We start from the raw sequence: 14,889 nt of genomic DNA, 5'->3' as shown, positions 1-14,889 counted from the left end.
CGCTCCCACTTACCCCGATACAGAGAGAAAGCATGCAACCGTCCCCATCCCGCCTCGTCATCACCCCATCTGCCACCGCCCTGAATGACGGCGCGCGGGCCGAGCGCATGAGCAAGCTCAGTTTCGGCCGCGCCTTCACCGACCACATGGCGGTCATCGCCTACCGTGACGGCGCCTGGCAGCAGGGTGAGATCAAGGCCTACGGTCCGCTCATGCTCGATCCGTCGTGCTCGTCGCTGCATTACGGTCAGGCCATTTTTGAAGGGTTCAAGGCTTTCGCCCAGCCCGACGGCGGCGTCGCCACCTTCCGCCCGGAAGCAAACGCAGCCCGTTTCAACCGCAGCGCCGCCCGCCTGGCCATGCCGGCGCTGCCGCCCGACCTGTTCCTCGAAGCGGCCGATGCCCTGATCGACCTTGAGCGTAAATGGGTGCCGCAACAAATCGGCGAGAGCCTGTACATGCGCCCGCTGATGATCGCCACCGACCCGTTTCTGGGCGTGCGACCGGCCAGCGAATACCTGTTCGTGCTGTTCGGCTCGCCCGCCGGCGCTTACTTTCCCAAAGGGGTCAAGCCAGTCACCGTGTGGATCAGCGAAGACTTCGTACGCGCCGCGCCCGGCGGCACCGGTGAAGCCAAGTGCGCCGGCAATTACGCCGCCAGCCTGGTGGCCCAGGCCCAGGCCGAGCAAAAAGGCTGTGACCAGGTCGTCTGGCTGGACGCCGTCGAACGCCAGTACGTCGAAGAAATGGGTGGCATGAACCTGTTCTTCGTCTACCAGCAAGGCGGCCGCACCACCATCGTCACTCCCGAACTGACCGGTACTCTGCTGCCCGGCATCACCCGCGACAGCCTGCTGCAAATCGCTCGCGACCTCGGCTATGCCGCCGAAGAGCGCCGCCTGTCGGTGGCACAGTGGCGCGCCGACATCGCCAGCGGCGCCATGACCGAAGTGTTCGCCTGCGGCACGGCCGCCGTCATCACCCCGGTCGGCCACGTCAAGGCCAACGGCTTCGAGCTGACCATCAACCACGGCGAAAACGGCAGCGTCACCATGGCCCTGCGCGAGGCCCTATTGGGCATTCAGCACGGTAGCGTGGCCGATACCCACGGCTGGATGCACACCGTCGCCGGCAAGTGACGCCAACGGACCGCACCATGAAGCGAAAACAGCCTGCATAAACGCAAGTAAAGGTGCTTTGCATCATGTTTACGGTAGGCTGTGACATTCTGTCGTCCTCCTGCGGAGCGTTGTATGCGATTGCTGTCTGTATTGCTGTCCGACCTTGCTGTCGTGACTGCCCTGGCCACTGCGCCGTGCGCCCATGCGGCCCTTGGCAGCGTGCCGTCCGATTTGAGCAATGGTGCGCGCACCGCGCGCCAGCTCAGTGCGCTCGCGGCCGCCAGCGCGGGGCCGGTCAGCGCCGCCTACAGCGTCAGTGAAACCACGCTCGAGAGCGGTACCGTGGTGCGCGAATACGTCGGAGCCAGCGGCGCCGTGTTCGCCGTCAGCTGGAGCGGTCCGTTTTTGCCCGATCTGCGCACCCTGCTGGGCGAGCGCTTCGTCACCCTGACGGCGGCCACCGCTGCTGGCCAGCAGCGCGGACGCGGCCATGTGGGCGTCGCCAGCGCCGACGTCGTCATCGAGTCAGGCGGCCACATGCGCGCCTGGTCGGGCCGCGCCTGGCTGCCGGGCGCGCTGCCGGCCGGCTGGGATACCGGAGCGTTCCAATGAAGGCGCGCAGGCTACTGGCCCTGCTGGTTATGCTGATGAGCGGGGCCATCCTGGCAGCGTGCGGAGGCGGCAGCGGCAGCGGCAATACCACCACCACCACCACCGTACCGACGCCGACGCCGACGCCGACACCGACGCCGACGCCAGCACCGACGCCAACGCCAACGCCGACGCCAACCGCGGTGCTGACCATCGGCGCCAGCCCGGCCGCGCTCACCGTTGGCCAGGCCATCACCCTTAGCTGGAACGCGCAAAATACCGGCGCCACCAGTTGCAGCGCATCGGGTGCCTGGTCGGGCCAGCAAGCCACCAGCGGCAGCGCGCTGCTGACGGCGGCGGCGCCGTCAGCCGGCTTCGGCAGCGCCAGCACCAGCACCGCCACCTACACCCTCACCTGCGGCGCCACTGTCGCCAGCGCCAGCGTGGTGATCAATGCGCCGGTTCTGAACAACACGCTGGCCATCGTGGTCGACGGCGGCCCGGCCGGCGCCAGCAACCAGATCAACCTGCCCTACGTCAGCGTGACGCTGTGCCGGCCCGGCACCAGCACCTGCGCCACCATCGATCATGTGCTGCTTGACACCGGCTCCTACGGCTTGCGCCTGCTGGCGCCAGCGGCGCTGGCGCTCGGTCTGCCCGCAGTGGCAACGCCGTCCGGCGCCGCGGCCGGCGAATGTGCCCAGTTTGTCGGTGGCTACGCCTGGGGCGCGGTGGTGCTGGCCGACCTCCAGCTGGGCGGCGAACAGGCAGCGGCCATCCCCATTGAATTGATCGGCGCAGCACCGGGTGGGGTGGCGGCGACGCCGGCCAGCTGCTCTGCCGTCGGCAGCAACATCGGCAGTGTGGCAGCGCTGGGCGCCAACGGTATCCTCGGCGTCGGCCTGCTGCGCCAGGATTGCGGCGCCGCCTGTGTCAACAACGCCATCAGCGCGAGCTATTACAGCTGCGCCGGCGCCAGCTGCGTGGCCTCGCGCATGCCGCTGGCCAGCCAGGTCAGCAACCCGGTGGCCAGCTTTGCCGTCAATAATAATGGGGTGCTGCTGCGCCTGCCGGCAGTGGCCGGCGGCGGCGCCACCACCGTCGATGGCAGCCTGGTGTTTGGTATCAATACGGCGGCCAACAACACCATCACCAGTGAGACCACGCTGCGCGCCAGCAGCACCGGTACCTTCAGCACCGTCTACAAGGGCGTCACGATGAACGCCAGCTTCATCGATAGTGGCTCGAACGGCCTGTTTTTTAATGACAGTACCCTCACCGCCTGCACCATCTCGAAAGGGTTTTATTGTCCGCCGGGCGAACAGCTGCTCAGCGCCACCACCGTCGCTGCCGACGGCAGCGCCTCGCGCGTGATCAACTTCAGCATTGAAAACGTCGAAGCGCTGGGCGCCCCCATCCACGCGGCCTACGTCGGCGGCCCCAGCGGATCGGTGCGCAACAGCGGCAATGCCTTCGACTGGGGCTTGCCGTTTTTCTTCGGTCGCAAGGTATTTGTCGGACTGGAGAATGGCAACGTGCGCGGTTACTGGGCGTATTAACCAGCAATCCCCGCCAGCTCTGGCAGCGCCATTAACTGCTGCAAGGCCAGCGTGGCGCCGGCGCCATCACCGGCGTCGGCCGCGGTCTCCACCAGCCGCGCCACACGGCTCAAGGCAGGATAGCCAAACGAGCCGCCGGCGCCGCGCAGCTGGTGGGCCAGCTCGGCCGCCTCGGCCAGTGCCCCGGTGTCGAGCAGCGCCGCCAGTTGCGCCAGCCGCGCTGGCAGCGAGCCGGTGAAATCGGCACGGATCTCGGCCAGCGCCGCATCCATGCCGGCATGGCCCGCCGGCGCCGCCGGCAGCGCTGGCGACGCCTGTCCCAGCAGGCTGGCAATGGCGGCACCCAGGGCGGCAAAATCGATGGGTTTACCGATGCTGCGATCAAAGCCTGCGGCAGCGTAGCGCGCCAGGTCTTCCTGCATCAGGTTGGCGGTCAGGGCGATGATGGGGGTGTCGACTGCGCGCGCACGCAACGCTTCGGTGGCCTTGAGCCCATCGAGCACAGGCATGCGGATGTCCATCAAAATCAGGTCGAAGTGCTTGGCGGAACCGAGTTCGAGGGCGTGGGCGCCGTTGTCGACCGCTTCGTGGCTCAAGCCCAGGCTGTCGAGAAAGGCGCCCAGCAGACGGCGGTTGTCGACACTGTCTTCGGCCAGCAGCAGGTGGCCGTGCAGCCGCGGCGCTGCTGCTGTTGCTGCCGCAGTTGCCGGTGGCGATGCCGTCGCTTCGACCCAGCCGGCGCCGGGCGCGCAGTGCGCCTGCATGTCCACCTCGAACACCGAGCCGCGCCCGGGCGTGCTGCTCACGCGCACGGCGCCGCCCATGCGCAGTGCCAGCTGCTCGACCAGGTACAGGCCCAGACCGGTGCCGCCATACTTGCGCGCCACCGCGCTGTCGGCCTGGGTGAACGGCTGAAACAGCAGCGCGAGCTGGTCGGCGCTCATGCCAATGCCGCTGTCGGTGACGCGGCACAGCAGGCGCTCGCTGGCAACGTCGTAGGCCAGCGCCAGTTGCACGCTGCCATGCTCGGTAAACTTGACGGCATTCCCACACAAATTGAACAGGATCTGGCGCAAGCGGGTGGGGTCGCCCAGCACCAGCGCCGGCAGCGGGGTGGTCACTTCGAGCCGAAAATCGATACCCTTGCCCGCGGCCTGGCCGGCCATGATGGCAGCGACGCTATTGGCCACCTCGAGTGGCGCGAACGGCAGTTGCTCGAACTGCAGGCGGCCCGCCTCGATTTTCGAGATGTCGAGGATGTCATTGATGATGGTGAGCAGGTGGTGGCCATTGCGCGCGATGACGGCGGCACTGTCGCGCCGCTGCGCTGCCGGACCGTCGCGGCCCAACATGTCGGCAAAACCGATGATGGCGGTGAGCGGGGTACGGATTTCGTGGCTCATCATGGCAAGGAAGGCCGACTTGGCGCGGTTGGCCGCCTCCGCCACGGCCTTGAGGTCGCGCATTTCTTCCATGTCGTGCTCGCGCCGCTTGAGCGAGAGGATCAGCACCAGGAAGGCGGCCAGGATGGCCAGCACGCTGATGGTGCCCGCCAGCGCCAGCGCGGCGGAAAAGCGCCGCCACTGGGCCAGGTACAACTGGTCGGTGACGCTCACGTGTATCAGCAGCGGAAATTTGTCGATCAGCCGTGATGCCCCCACGCGCGGCAGCGCGCCCGCGCGCGCGGCCCGCTTGGCGACAGCATCGATATTGGCCAGCCAGGCGCCGCCGCCGGCACCGCGCATGCGTCCGGCGATGCGGCCCATGCCGGCGTCCTCGTGCGGCCAGCGCGCCATCAGCATGGCGTCGCGCCGGTAGAGGGCCACGGTGGCGCCCTCGCCCAGGCTGATCTTTTGATAAAAATCGGCCAGGATGGTACTGGAAAAGCCCACCAGCGCCAGCCCGAGGAACTCGCCATTCGGGCCGCTCAGGCGCCGGCTCAGGTAAAACGTCCACTGGCCATTGCTGCGGTTGCGCACCGGCGCGCTGATGTACATGCCGAGGTCGGGATGCTGCACATGGGCCTGGAAATACTCGCGGTCGAACAGATTGATCGCTGGCTGCGGCGGCGGATAGGTACGCGTGAGGTTGACAACGTCGCCATTGGCGGCGGCGACGGTGGCGACGTCCACCTGCGGCAGGCCGGAAATCTTGTCGCGCAGGCTGGCGTGCCAGGCGGCGCTGCCCATGCGCTCGCGCATCTGCTGGTCGGTAAAAATATCGTCGCCCTGCATGCTCTCGGCAATACTGTCGAGCACGATGAAGGCCGACTTGATTTCCTGCGCCGTCTGCTCGGACAGCACCAGTGCCAGGTTATCGACCTGCTGCTGCCATTCATCGACGGCCTGGGTGCGCGCAATCCAGATGGCCGCGCCGAAGGTGGCGATGACGGCGAGCACGAGGAAGATGGCGGCGAGGGTGGCGATGCGGCTGGATTTGAACATATGCAATTCAAACAAAAGTGAAAACCTACTTTTGTTTGGACTAAGGTGAGAGGCGAAGGGGAACACCGGCTTAGAGGCGCACGAATAGTCAGCTAAAAATCACTGGCGAAGCCAGATGATTTTTGGAAGGAAAGGCACGCTTGGAGGCAGGTACGACTGTTCACTTTACCATGGCTGGAGTTGGCGCCGCCGGAGGGGAGACTGGCCGGGCCACGCTGGCACCTTCGGCGCCTGTCCCCATTGTGCTTCGTCGGCAGACGTAAAAAACCGCAGCGCCTGGCGGCGGCTGCGGTTTTCGAGGCTGACGATCGGTTTGAACTTAGCTGTACGCAGGCATATCCTTCAACAGCTTGTCGAGCGTAATCGGATAATCGCGCACGCGCACGCCAGTGGCGTTATACACCGCGTTGGCAATCGCCGCCGCCACCCCGCAAATACCCAGCTCGCCGACGCCCTTCGCCTTCATCGGCGACGAGATCGGATCGGTTTCGTCGAGGAAGATCACATCCTGGTGCGGCATGTCGGCATGCACCGGCACTTCGTAACCGGCCAGGTCATGGTTCACAAAAAAACCGTGCCGGTGGTCAACCACCAGTTCTTCCATCAGGGCGGCGCCGGCGCCCATCGTCATCGCGCCGATCACCTGGCTGCGCGCTGACTTTGGATTGAGGATACGGCCGGCCGCGCACACCGCCAGCATGCGGCGAATGCGCGTCTCGCCGGTGGCCATATCGACCCCCACCTCGACAAAGTGGGCACCAAAGGTCGACTGCTGATATTTTTTGGCGAGGTCACCATATTCCATCACGTCTTCCGCCACCAGCTCGCCAGCAGCGGCGGCGGCAGCCAGGCTGGCCTGCCTGCCAGCGCCGGCCACCTTGCCATCGGCGAACACCGCATCGGCCGGCATGCCCAGTTTTTGCAGCACCTGCTCGCGCAACTTGACGCAGGCGGCGTAGACACCGGCGGTCGAACTGTTGGCGCCCCACTGGCCACCCGAACCGGCCGACACCGGAAACGCCGAGTCGCCCAGATGGACCCTCACCTGCGCCACCGTCACTCCCATCATTTCAGCGGCAGTCTGGGCGATGATGGTGTAGCTGCCGGTGCCGATGTCAGTCATGTCGGTTTCCACCGTGACGATGCCATCGGCGCCCAGGCGCACGCGGGCGCCCGACTTCATGGTCATGTTGTTGCGGAACGCTGCCGCCATCCCCATCCCCACCAGCCAGCGGCCGTCGCGCACCATGCCCGGGGCCTTGCGCGCACTCCAGCCGAATTTGTTGGCGCCGGTCCGCATGCACTCGATCAGCTGGCGCTGCGAATAACGGCGCTCGCGCTTTTCAGGATCGACCTTGGTGTCGTTGATGAGGCGAAATTCAATGGGGTCGATCTTCAGCTTTTCCGCCATTTCATCCATCGCTATTTCCAGCGCCATCAAGCCGGGCGCTTCGCCCGGCGCGCGCATCGCGTTGCCTTCGGGCAGATCGAGGACGGCCAGGCGCATCGCCGTCATGCGGTTGGCACCGGCATACAGCAGGCGCGTCTGCGCGACCGCTTCCTCCGGCCCGCCACCCTCGAGATCGCCCGACCACGATTCGTGACCGATGGCAGTAATCTTGCAGTCGCGCGTGGCGCCGATGCGGATGCGCTGGATGGTGGCGGGACGGTGCGTGGTGTTGTTCGCAATCAGCGGCCGCTGCAACACCACCTTGACCGGCCGCCGCGCCGCTTTGGCACCCAGCGCCGCCATCAGGGCGTCGGCGCGGACGAACAGCTTGCCACCGAATCCGCCACCGATGTACGGCGAAATCAGCCGTACATGTTCTTTCGGTACGTTCAGCGTGCGCGCCACGTCGCCGACGCCCCAGGCGATCATCTGGTTGGCGGTCCAGATGGTCAGCTTGTCGCCATCCCACTGCGCCAGCGAGGCGTGCGGCTCCATCATGGCGTGCGAATGGTCAGGCGTGCTGTAGCTGGCGTCGAGCGTCACCGGGGCGCTGGCAAAGGCGCCTGCGAAGTCGCCCACCTTGCTGTCGGGCTTTTGCTTGTCTTCCTTGATGGCCGGCTTGGCCGCCTTGGCGTGGGCCAGGTCGAACGCGCCCTTGGCGGCAGCGTAATGCACCTTGACCAGGGCGGCGGCGCTGGTGGCCTGCTCGAACGTCTCGGCCACCACCACGGCGACAGCCTGGTGATAATGCTGCACCTCGGGACCGGCGAGCAATTTGGCGGTGTTCATGTTGCCCTTGCCCAGTTTGCCGGCATTGGCGGCGGTGACGATCGCCAGCACGCCCGGCGCGCGCTCGGCGGCAGCAAGTTCAATGCTGACGATGCGGCCCTTGGCGATGGCGGCGCCAACCACCACGCCGTAGGCCGCCTTGGCCGGCTGCGCCGGCTGCTGTTCATAAGCGTACGGCGCCTTGCCGCTGGTTTTCAGGGGGCCGTCGATGCGGTCGAGCGGTTTGCCGATGACTTTTAACTGGTCGATGGGATTGGTGCTTGCGGGGGTATCGAATTTCATCGCGATCAGCCTTTCTTGGCATCGTTGAGCACGGACGCGATGGTGCGCTGCACCAGCGTGAGCTTGAAAGCATTCTGTTCGGTCGGCCTGGCGCCGGCCAGCAGCTGCGTGGCAACGGCAGCAGCGCCGTTTTTCATTGCAGCATCGGCCCCCGCCACCCGCCACGGCCTGGCGGCGACCCCACCGAGCGCAATCCGCCCGCTGCCGTCGGGCAGCACCACCGCCGCCACCGAGATCAGCGCGAACGCATACGACGCGCGGTCGCGCACCTTGCGATAGATGTGGGTGCCGCCCAGCGGCGCCGGCAGGGTCACTGCAGTGATCAGTTCACCGGCCTCGAGATTGGTCTCGTGCTGCGGGGTGTTGCCTGGCAGGCGATACAACGAGGCGATCGGGATCACCCGCGCCTGACCGGCCGGGGTCAAGGTTTCGACGCTGGCGTCGAGCAGCATCATTGCCACTGCCATGTCGCTGGGGTGGGTGGCAATGCAATCGGCGCTGGCGCCCAGCACCGCCAGGTTGCGGGTAAACCCGCCGATGGCGGCGCAGCCGCTGCCCGGCTGGCGCTTGTTGCACGCCATATTGGTGTCGTAGAAATACGGGCAGCGGGTGCGCTGCAGCAGGTTGCCGCCGGTGGTGGCTTTGTTGCGCAGTTGCTGCGAAGCGCCCGCCAGCAGCGCGCGCGACAGCACAGCATAATCGCGCCGCACCCGTGGATCGGCCGCCAGGTCGGTGTTGCGCACCAGTGCGCCGATGCGCAGGCCGCCGTTCGGCGCCGCGTCGATCTTGTCGAGACCGCCGCCGAGGCTGTTGACGTCGACCAGGTGGGCCGGCGTTTCGATTTCCAGTTTCATCAGGTCGAGCAGATTGGTGCCGCCGGCGATAAAACGTGATTCAGGGATACGGGCGGCCGCCACGGCATCCATGGCAGCGCCGGGGCGCTGGTAAGTAAAGACTTTCATGCTTTGCCTCCTTGCGTGGCGTTGGCGTATTCGGTGATCGCATCGATGATGTTTGAATAGGCACCGCAGCGGCAGATATTGCCGCTCATGCGCTCGCGCAGCTCGGCCGGTGAGAGCAGCGGCTTTTCCACCAGGCTGCCGCTGACGTGGCTGGGCAAGCCCTGGCGGATCTCTTCAATCACCGCCACCGCCGAACAGATCTGGCCAGGCGTGCAGTAACCGCACTGGTAACCGTCGTGCTTGATGAAGGCAGCTTGCATCGCATGCAGTTTGTCGGGGGTGCCGAGCCCTTCGATGGTGGTGACCTCGGCGCCTTCGTGCATCACCGCCAGCGACAGGCAGGAATTGATGCGGCGGCCATCGACGATCACCGTGCAGGCGCCGCACTGGCCATGGTCGCAGCCCTTCTTGGTGCCGCTCAGCTGCAGGTTTTCACGCAGCAGGTCGAGCAGGGTGGTACGGGTATCGACCTGCAACTGTTGCTGCTTGCCGTTGATGCGCAGGCTGACCTTGCCCATCACCGGCGGCGTCGGCGCCACTGGCAGAGGGGCAGCAGCAGCAGCAGCAGGTGCGGCCGCCAGCGCCGGCACTGCGCTGGCGCCGGCAGTGAGGGCGCCGGCGATGAGCAGGTCGCGACGGGTGAGTGTGAGATCGCTGAGATGGTTCATGGGGGGACGTCCTTTGGCGGAAAGTAACAAAACGGCAGATGGCAACACCGCAGATGGCAAGAACGCAGACAGCGGCGCTCGATCACGGCGCAGCTGGGCGGGCGTTGGCAATGGCGAACAAGCGGTCGCGGCATGCTGTAGGTGCGGCATGGTCAAGTCTCTTTGAAGTACGGCAAATAGGGCATGCAGGCAATCGGACCATCACACGATCGCGCGGACGATCGAAGCGCAGTGTAACTGCATTAACAATATTTGATTAACACCGTAGACTTTTGGGGATTTTCCCTGAACTTTTACTGCTTGCGCGGCACTTCCGGCAGGCGCCGGTTGAAGCTGTTGAGCAACTCGCCGGCATCGAGCAATTCGCGGGCGACGTCGTTGAGCTTGCGTTGCGAGGACCTGGCCTGGTCGCGCAGAATGCGAAACGCCATTTCGCGGTCGAGCCGGTAGCGTTCCATCAGCACGCCCACCGCCATGCCGGTTTCGCGGCCCGTCTGCAGGGCCTGGCCGAGGCGCTCTTCATTGTCGCGCAGGCCGCGGATTTCGTCGCCGCGCGCCAGCCCGGCGATCACGGTGGGCAGCAACTGGTTCAGTTCGATTGGCTTGACCAGATAACCCACCGCGCCCTGCTCGATGGCGCTGCGCACCGAAGCCTCGGCGTCGCTGGCCGACAGGAACAGGAACGGCACCGGCGAATTGGCGCGCACCAGCCGCGCCAATTCGAGACCCGACATGCCAGGCATCTGAATGTCGAGAATGGCCAGATCCGGCTCGCGGCCGCCATCGGCCAGCATGCTCAGCGCCATCGGCGCCGAGGTGGCGATGCGCACATCGTAATGGGCCAGTTGCAGCATCTTGCTGAGCAGGGCGAGCAGGTGGATGTCGTCGTCGACCAGTAAGATCAGGCGCCGCGATGGCTCGGCAGGCAACACGTCGGTCATTCGAGCTCCAGGGTCAAAGTGGCCCCATCATAATCGATTGGCTGCCGCCGCGCCCCCACATGGCGCCCCACCGCCGCCACCGCCTGCCTGCGCGCCTGCCAATATGTGTACTAAAAGTAACAAAAATCACGATCAAATGTTACCGATTGAAAAATTTGTACGCTCGCGACGACACGATGGGGCTATTATTTAGCTAGCCCGCAGCGCGATGAAGGGAAACGGCACGTCGCACAGACGCCCGCAAGCCCGGGGAAAGCCAGCATAGATCAAAACGGCAATGTTATTTTATTTGACAAATTGCGTCACAAGACTTGTATGATTCGCCATGGATAAGCTCGCTCCATTACGGCGTTGTGCCACCATGCTTCGCGCGCAACGGATCGCCGTCCTCGCGCGGCATTGATCGACAAGCAGTCACCCAGGGGTCCCTACGCTGCCATGATGATGTCAACCGCCCCGCCCATCTGGAAACGCCCGCTGGCCGAATGGCTGGCATGGGGCGTGATCATGCTGACGCTGGTCTCTGGCGCGGTGGCCTGGCACACCAGCGAAACGCGGCGCCTGCTGGTGGCTGAGCACGAACGCATCGAGACGTTCGCCAATTTCGTCGCCAACGATATCAGCCTGAACCTGGTCGCCGTCAACCAGGCGCTCGCCGGCGTCATCCGCGACCGCCTGGTCGATCCCGCCCATCTGGACACCGCTGCCATCAGCATGCGCCTGACCGCGCTGGCCGAAGCGATGCCCAGCGTGCGCGCGGTGACCGTGATGGATGGCAGCGGCGTGGTGGTGGCCGGCGTCCCCGCGGACCTGCTGGGCCGCAATTTTTCGCAGCGCGAATACTTTACTGTGCCGCGCCTGCAGGGCGATCCCGCCACCTTTTATCTGTCGCCGCCATTTCGCTCGATCCGCGGCGACATCGTGGTCGCCGCCAGCCGCATGGTACCGGGCCGCGATGGCCGCTTCCAGGGCGTGGTGACAGCGGTGCTGGCGCCGCGCTATTTTGCCGGCATGCTGCGCACGCTGATGTACGCCGCCGACGTTCGCGCCTCGGTGGCGTTTGCCGACGGCCGGCCGTTTGTCGAGATCAGTGGCGCCAGCGGCGGCCTCGGCGATGCCATGGCGCCACCGGCCGCGCGCGCGTTGCCCTTGCTGGAGGGCCTGGCGCCACTGACGATCCACCACGCCATCGCCCCGGCCAACGTCGGCATGGACCATTCGATGGTGCTGTCGATCAGCCGCGACGCCAACGCCGTGGTGGCACCGCTCGACCAGCAGGCGCGCCTGTTCGCCGTGCTGATCGTGCTGGCCGCGCCGGGCAGTGCGCTGGCGCTGGCCTGGAGCCAGCGCCGCCGCCGCCTGCTGCGCCGGCTGGCCCAGGACCGCCTGCATGAACGCAGCGAGTCGGACGCCCTGCGCGACAGCGAAACGCGCTTTCGCACGCTGATCGAAGAGGCGCCGGTGGCGGTGGCGATCCTGCGCGCCGGCCGCTTTGTCTACACCAACCGGCGCTACAAGCTGCTGCACGGCCATCCACCCGCCGAGACCATGGCCGGCCTGCCGTGGCGCGCCATGCTGGCAACGGAATCGCTGGCCCTGCTGCGGCACGAAGAAGCACTGATCGGCGCCGATTCGCCGACTGAACAGCATTTCGAAGCGGTCGGCCTGCGCAGCGACGGCGGCCGCATTCCGGTCTACAAGGCCACCACCCGGGTCGAGCTGGGCGATGGCCCGGCCACCCTGATCTTCACCCAGGACATCTCGGCGCAAAAACGCGCCGAAGCCTTCCTGCTCGAAGCGCGCGATGCGGCCGAAGCGGCCAGCCGCAGCAAGGCCGAGTTCCTGGCCAATATGAGCCACGAAATCCGCCCCCCCCTGAACGCCATCCTCGGTCTGGCCTACCTGCTCGAACAGTCCGACCTGGGGGGCGATGCCGAGGCCATGCTGCTCAAGATCCGCAGCTCGGGGCGCTCGCTGCTGGGCATCATCAACGATGTCCTCGATGTCTCCAAGATCGAAGCGGGCGCCATGACCATCGACCGCAGCTGGTTCGCCCTGCAGGACGTCATCGACAACGTCGCCGCCACCATGGGCGTGGCGGTGGCCGACAAGCCGCTGGTGCTGCTGGTGCAGGCGCTGCCGCGCCAGGTGGCCAGCATCATGGGCGACGCCCTGCGCCTCGAACAGCTGCTGGTCAACCTGACCAGCAACGCCATCAAATTTACCGCCAGCGGACGCGTTGAACTGGCGGTGCTGGCCGGTGCGCAACAGGGCGACCGCCTCGAACTGACCTTCGAAGTGCGCGACAGCGGCATCGGCATCGCCGCCAACCAGCAACAATCGATCTTCGCCCCCTTCACCCAGGCCGACAGTTCGACCACGCGGCGCTATGGCGGCTCCGGCCTCGGCCTGAATATCTGCAAGCAGCTGGTGGCGCTGATGGGCGGCCAGATCGGCGTGCGCAGCACGGTCGGCGTCGGCAGCGTGTTCTGGTTTTCGATCCCGGTGCAGTGCATGCCGGCGGTCGCCGCCAGCCTCGCCTACCGCGCGCCGCACGAGGTCGAACTGGACATCATGGCGGCCGCCAGCAACGAGCTGGTGCTGGCCAACTGCACCCAGGTGGCGCGCTCGCTGGGCTGGCAGGTCGACAGCGTGCACGCGCCCGCCAACAGCAGCGCCGCTGGCGCTGCGGACGCCGACTGCGCGGCCGGCAGCGCACTGCTGGCAGCGCTGCGGCGGCGCCAGCAGGCCGGCACCCTGCCCAGCGCCATCGTGCTCGAATGCGAAGGCGACGCCGTCGACACGGCGCGCGCCATCCGCGCCGCTGTCGGCCCCAGCGCCTGCCCGCTGGTGCTGCTCACCAGTACCTTCGCAGTGGCCTCGCTCAACGCCGACTGCCACCTGCCCGGTGGTGGTCACGGCGCCATCGATGCGGTGCTGACCAAGCCGCTCACCGCCTCGACGCTGTATCAGGCAGTCATCGAAGCACGCCGCCAGCGCGCCAGTATCGAGGTCGGCGCGCTGGCCGTCAAAGGGGCGGCGGCGCAGCTGGCCGGCCTGCGCCTGCTGGTGGTCGACGACAGTGAAATCAACCGCGAGGTGGCGCGCCGCATCCTGTCCGACCAGGGCGCCAGCGTGACCCTGGCCGACGATGGCGGCGCCGCCCTGGCCTGGCTCGACCAGCACCCCGACGAGGTCGACCTGGTGCTGATGGATGTGCAGATGCCCGTCATGGATGGCATCGAGGCGACCCGCCGCCTGCGTGCCAAAGCGCGCTTTGCCAACCTGCCCATCGTGGCGCTGACCGCCGGCGCCTTCCAGTCCCATCACGACGCCGCGCGCGAAGCGGGCATGAGCCATTTTATTACCAAGCCATTCGACATCCCGCTGACCATCGCCCTGATTCGCCGCCTGACCGGGCTGCAGGGCGAGCCGCTGCGCCAGCGCGAGCCTGACTGCCAGAGCGACGCCGCAACCGTCACGGTCAGCGGCGCCAGCGCGCGCAGCCCGGACCCCGCCAGGGCCGGCGATGCAGTCGATGCCAGCGCCGCCAGCGCCGACATCCACGCCGCTGCCGCGCAAGGCGCGCCCCTGCATGGCTGACACGCTGGCAGCGGCGCCGCTGGCGATGGCGCCCACCCCGCTCGCGCTGGCGGTCCCCGCATTTCAACCAGCACCTTCACCACAACCTTCACACATGGCCCACGCTTTCCAGCACATCGATCCCCGTTCACTGCTCGACGCCATCGGCAACGACACTGCCACCTTCATCCATTTGATCGGCATGTTCCAGCGCGCCACCCCGCCCGCCCGCGACGCCCTGTTCGAAGCCATCGCCAGCGCTGACCACGCGCGCGCCGGCCGGATGGCGCACGAAATGCGCGGCAACGTCGTCATTTTTGGCGCCACCGAACTGGCGCTCGCACTGGCGGGCCTCGAACAGACGCTGCTCGAGGGCGCGCCGACGGCGTCCCAGGTCAGCCGCTGCGAGCAGCTGATCGAGGCGGTACTGGCCGAAATGCAGGCGGCACTGGCGCAGTAAGGACGGCCCCGGGATAGCTCATCCGAAATGACTAGTGCGG

Annotated in this window: 10 protein-coding genes; 5 read left to right on the top strand and 5 right to left on the bottom strand. The window is 66.5% G+C overall.

All coding sequences use genetic code 11. The annotated features are described in order from the left end of the window. The first annotated feature begins 32 nt into the window (after positions 1–32). From ACP7BZ_RS12305 to ACP7BZ_RS12295, 3 genes are all read left to right on the top strand, one after another. A complete protein-coding gene (locus tag ACP7BZ_RS12305; RefSeq protein WP_426113476.1) occupies positions 33–1,139 on the top strand; it encodes a branched-chain amino acid aminotransferase in 1,107 nt (368 codons plus the stop codon). Between the two features lie 114 nt (positions 1,140–1,253). Beyond that, positions 1,254–1,733 carry a DUF2844 domain-containing protein gene (locus tag ACP7BZ_RS12300; RefSeq protein ID WP_426113474.1) on the top strand — a complete coding sequence of 160 codons (480 nt, stop codon included), beginning with the start codon at positions 1,254–1,256 and terminating at the stop codon, positions 1,731–1,733. Between the two features lie 35 nt (positions 1,734–1,768). Further along, entirely contained in the window at positions 1,769–3,271 is a 1,503-nt protein-coding gene (locus ACP7BZ_RS12295) for a DUF3443 family protein (protein ID WP_426113472.1), read from the top strand. Here the strand turns inward: ACP7BZ_RS12295 and ACP7BZ_RS12290 are convergent. The 5 genes from ACP7BZ_RS12290 to ACP7BZ_RS12270 form a co-directional block, all read right to left on the bottom strand. After that, the gene (locus ACP7BZ_RS12290) at positions 3,268–5,715 is read right to left on the bottom strand and encodes an ATP-binding protein (RefSeq protein ID WP_426113470.1); all 2,448 of its coding nucleotides are present in this window, start codon (positions 5,713–5,715) and stop codon (positions 3,268–3,270) included. The two genes, ACP7BZ_RS12295 and ACP7BZ_RS12290, sit on opposite strands and share 4 nt — an antisense overlap. A gap of 319 nt (positions 5,716–6,034) precedes the next feature. Beyond that, positions 6,035–8,236 carry an aldehyde oxidoreductase molybdenum-binding subunit PaoC gene (gene paoC, locus ACP7BZ_RS12285; RefSeq protein ID WP_426113468.1) on the bottom strand — a complete coding sequence of 734 codons (2,202 nt, stop codon included), beginning with the start codon at positions 8,234–8,236 and terminating at the stop codon, positions 6,035–6,037. Between the two features lie 5 nt (positions 8,237–8,241). After that, positions 8,242–9,198 carry an FAD binding domain-containing protein gene (locus ACP7BZ_RS12280; protein ID WP_426113466.1) on the bottom strand — a complete coding sequence of 319 codons (957 nt, stop codon included), beginning with the start codon at positions 9,196–9,198 and terminating at the stop codon, positions 8,242–8,244. Further along, entirely contained in the window at positions 9,195–9,866 is a 672-nt protein-coding gene (gene paoA / locus ACP7BZ_RS12275; protein ID WP_426113464.1) for an aldehyde dehydrogenase iron-sulfur subunit PaoA, read from the bottom strand. Before paoA ends, ACP7BZ_RS12280 begins: the two co-directional genes overlap by 4 nt. A gap of 293 nt (positions 9,867–10,159) precedes the next feature. Continuing rightward, positions 10,160–10,807, bottom strand: coding sequence for an ANTAR domain-containing response regulator (locus ACP7BZ_RS12270; protein ID WP_426113462.1), 648 nt, complete (start codon positions 10,805–10,807; stop codon positions 10,160–10,162). A 438-nt stretch (positions 10,808–11,245) separates the two neighbouring features. Here ACP7BZ_RS12270 and ACP7BZ_RS12265 point away from each other — a divergent pair, with 438 nt between their 5' ends. Continuing rightward, a complete protein-coding gene (locus ACP7BZ_RS12265; RefSeq protein WP_426113460.1) occupies positions 11,246–14,410 on the top strand; it encodes an ATP-binding protein in 3,165 nt (1,054 codons plus the stop codon). Next, entirely contained in the window at positions 14,403–14,849 is a 447-nt protein-coding gene (locus tag ACP7BZ_RS12260; protein ID WP_426113458.1) for an Hpt domain-containing protein, read from the top strand. The genes ACP7BZ_RS12265 and ACP7BZ_RS12260 overlap by 8 nt, the downstream gene beginning before the upstream one ends. Positions 14,850–14,889: the final 40 nt, after the last annotated feature.

Source organism: Massilia sp. PWRC2, from assembly GCF_049896725.1.
In the GTDB taxonomy this organism is placed as follows: Bacteria; Pseudomonadota; Gammaproteobacteria; order Burkholderiales; family Burkholderiaceae_D; genus JAFCUW01.
Note: the sequence above shows the minus strand (reverse complement) of the source record. Positions and strands in the feature narration are given on the sequence as shown.

Excerpts from the sequence above, each read along its gene's own strand:
- ACP7BZ_RS12305 (WP_426113476.1), top strand. The coding sequence starts at position 33 with ATGCAACCGTCCCCATCCCGCCTCGTCATCACCCCATCTGCCACCGCC.
- ACP7BZ_RS12300 (WP_426113474.1), top strand. The coding sequence starts at position 1,254 with ATGCGATTGCTGTCTGTATTGCTGTCCGACCTTGCTGTCGTGACTGCC.
- ACP7BZ_RS12295 (WP_426113472.1), top strand. The coding sequence starts at position 1,769 with ATGAGCGGGGCCATCCTGGCAGCGTGCGGAGGCGGCAGCGGCAGCGGC.
- ACP7BZ_RS12290 (WP_426113470.1), bottom strand. The coding sequence starts at position 5,715 with ATGTTCAAATCCAGCCGCATCGCCACCCTCGCCGCCATCTTCCTCGTG.
- paoC (WP_426113468.1), bottom strand. The coding sequence starts at position 8,236 with ATGAAATTCGATACCCCCGCAAGCACCAATCCCATCGACCAGTTAAAA.
- ACP7BZ_RS12280 (WP_426113466.1), bottom strand. The coding sequence starts at position 9,198 with ATGAAAGTCTTTACTTACCAGCGCCCCGGCGCTGCCATGGATGCCGTG.
- paoA (WP_426113464.1), bottom strand. The coding sequence starts at position 9,866 with ATGAACCATCTCAGCGATCTCACACTCACCCGTCGCGACCTGCTCATC.
- ACP7BZ_RS12270 (WP_426113462.1), bottom strand. The coding sequence starts at position 10,807 with ATGACCGACGTGTTGCCTGCCGAGCCATCGCGGCGCCTGATCTTACTG.
- ACP7BZ_RS12265 (WP_426113460.1), top strand. The coding sequence starts at position 11,246 with ATGATGATGTCAACCGCCCCGCCCATCTGGAAACGCCCGCTGGCCGAA.
- ACP7BZ_RS12260 (WP_426113458.1), top strand. The coding sequence starts at position 14,403 with ATGGCTGACACGCTGGCAGCGGCGCCGCTGGCGATGGCGCCCACCCCG.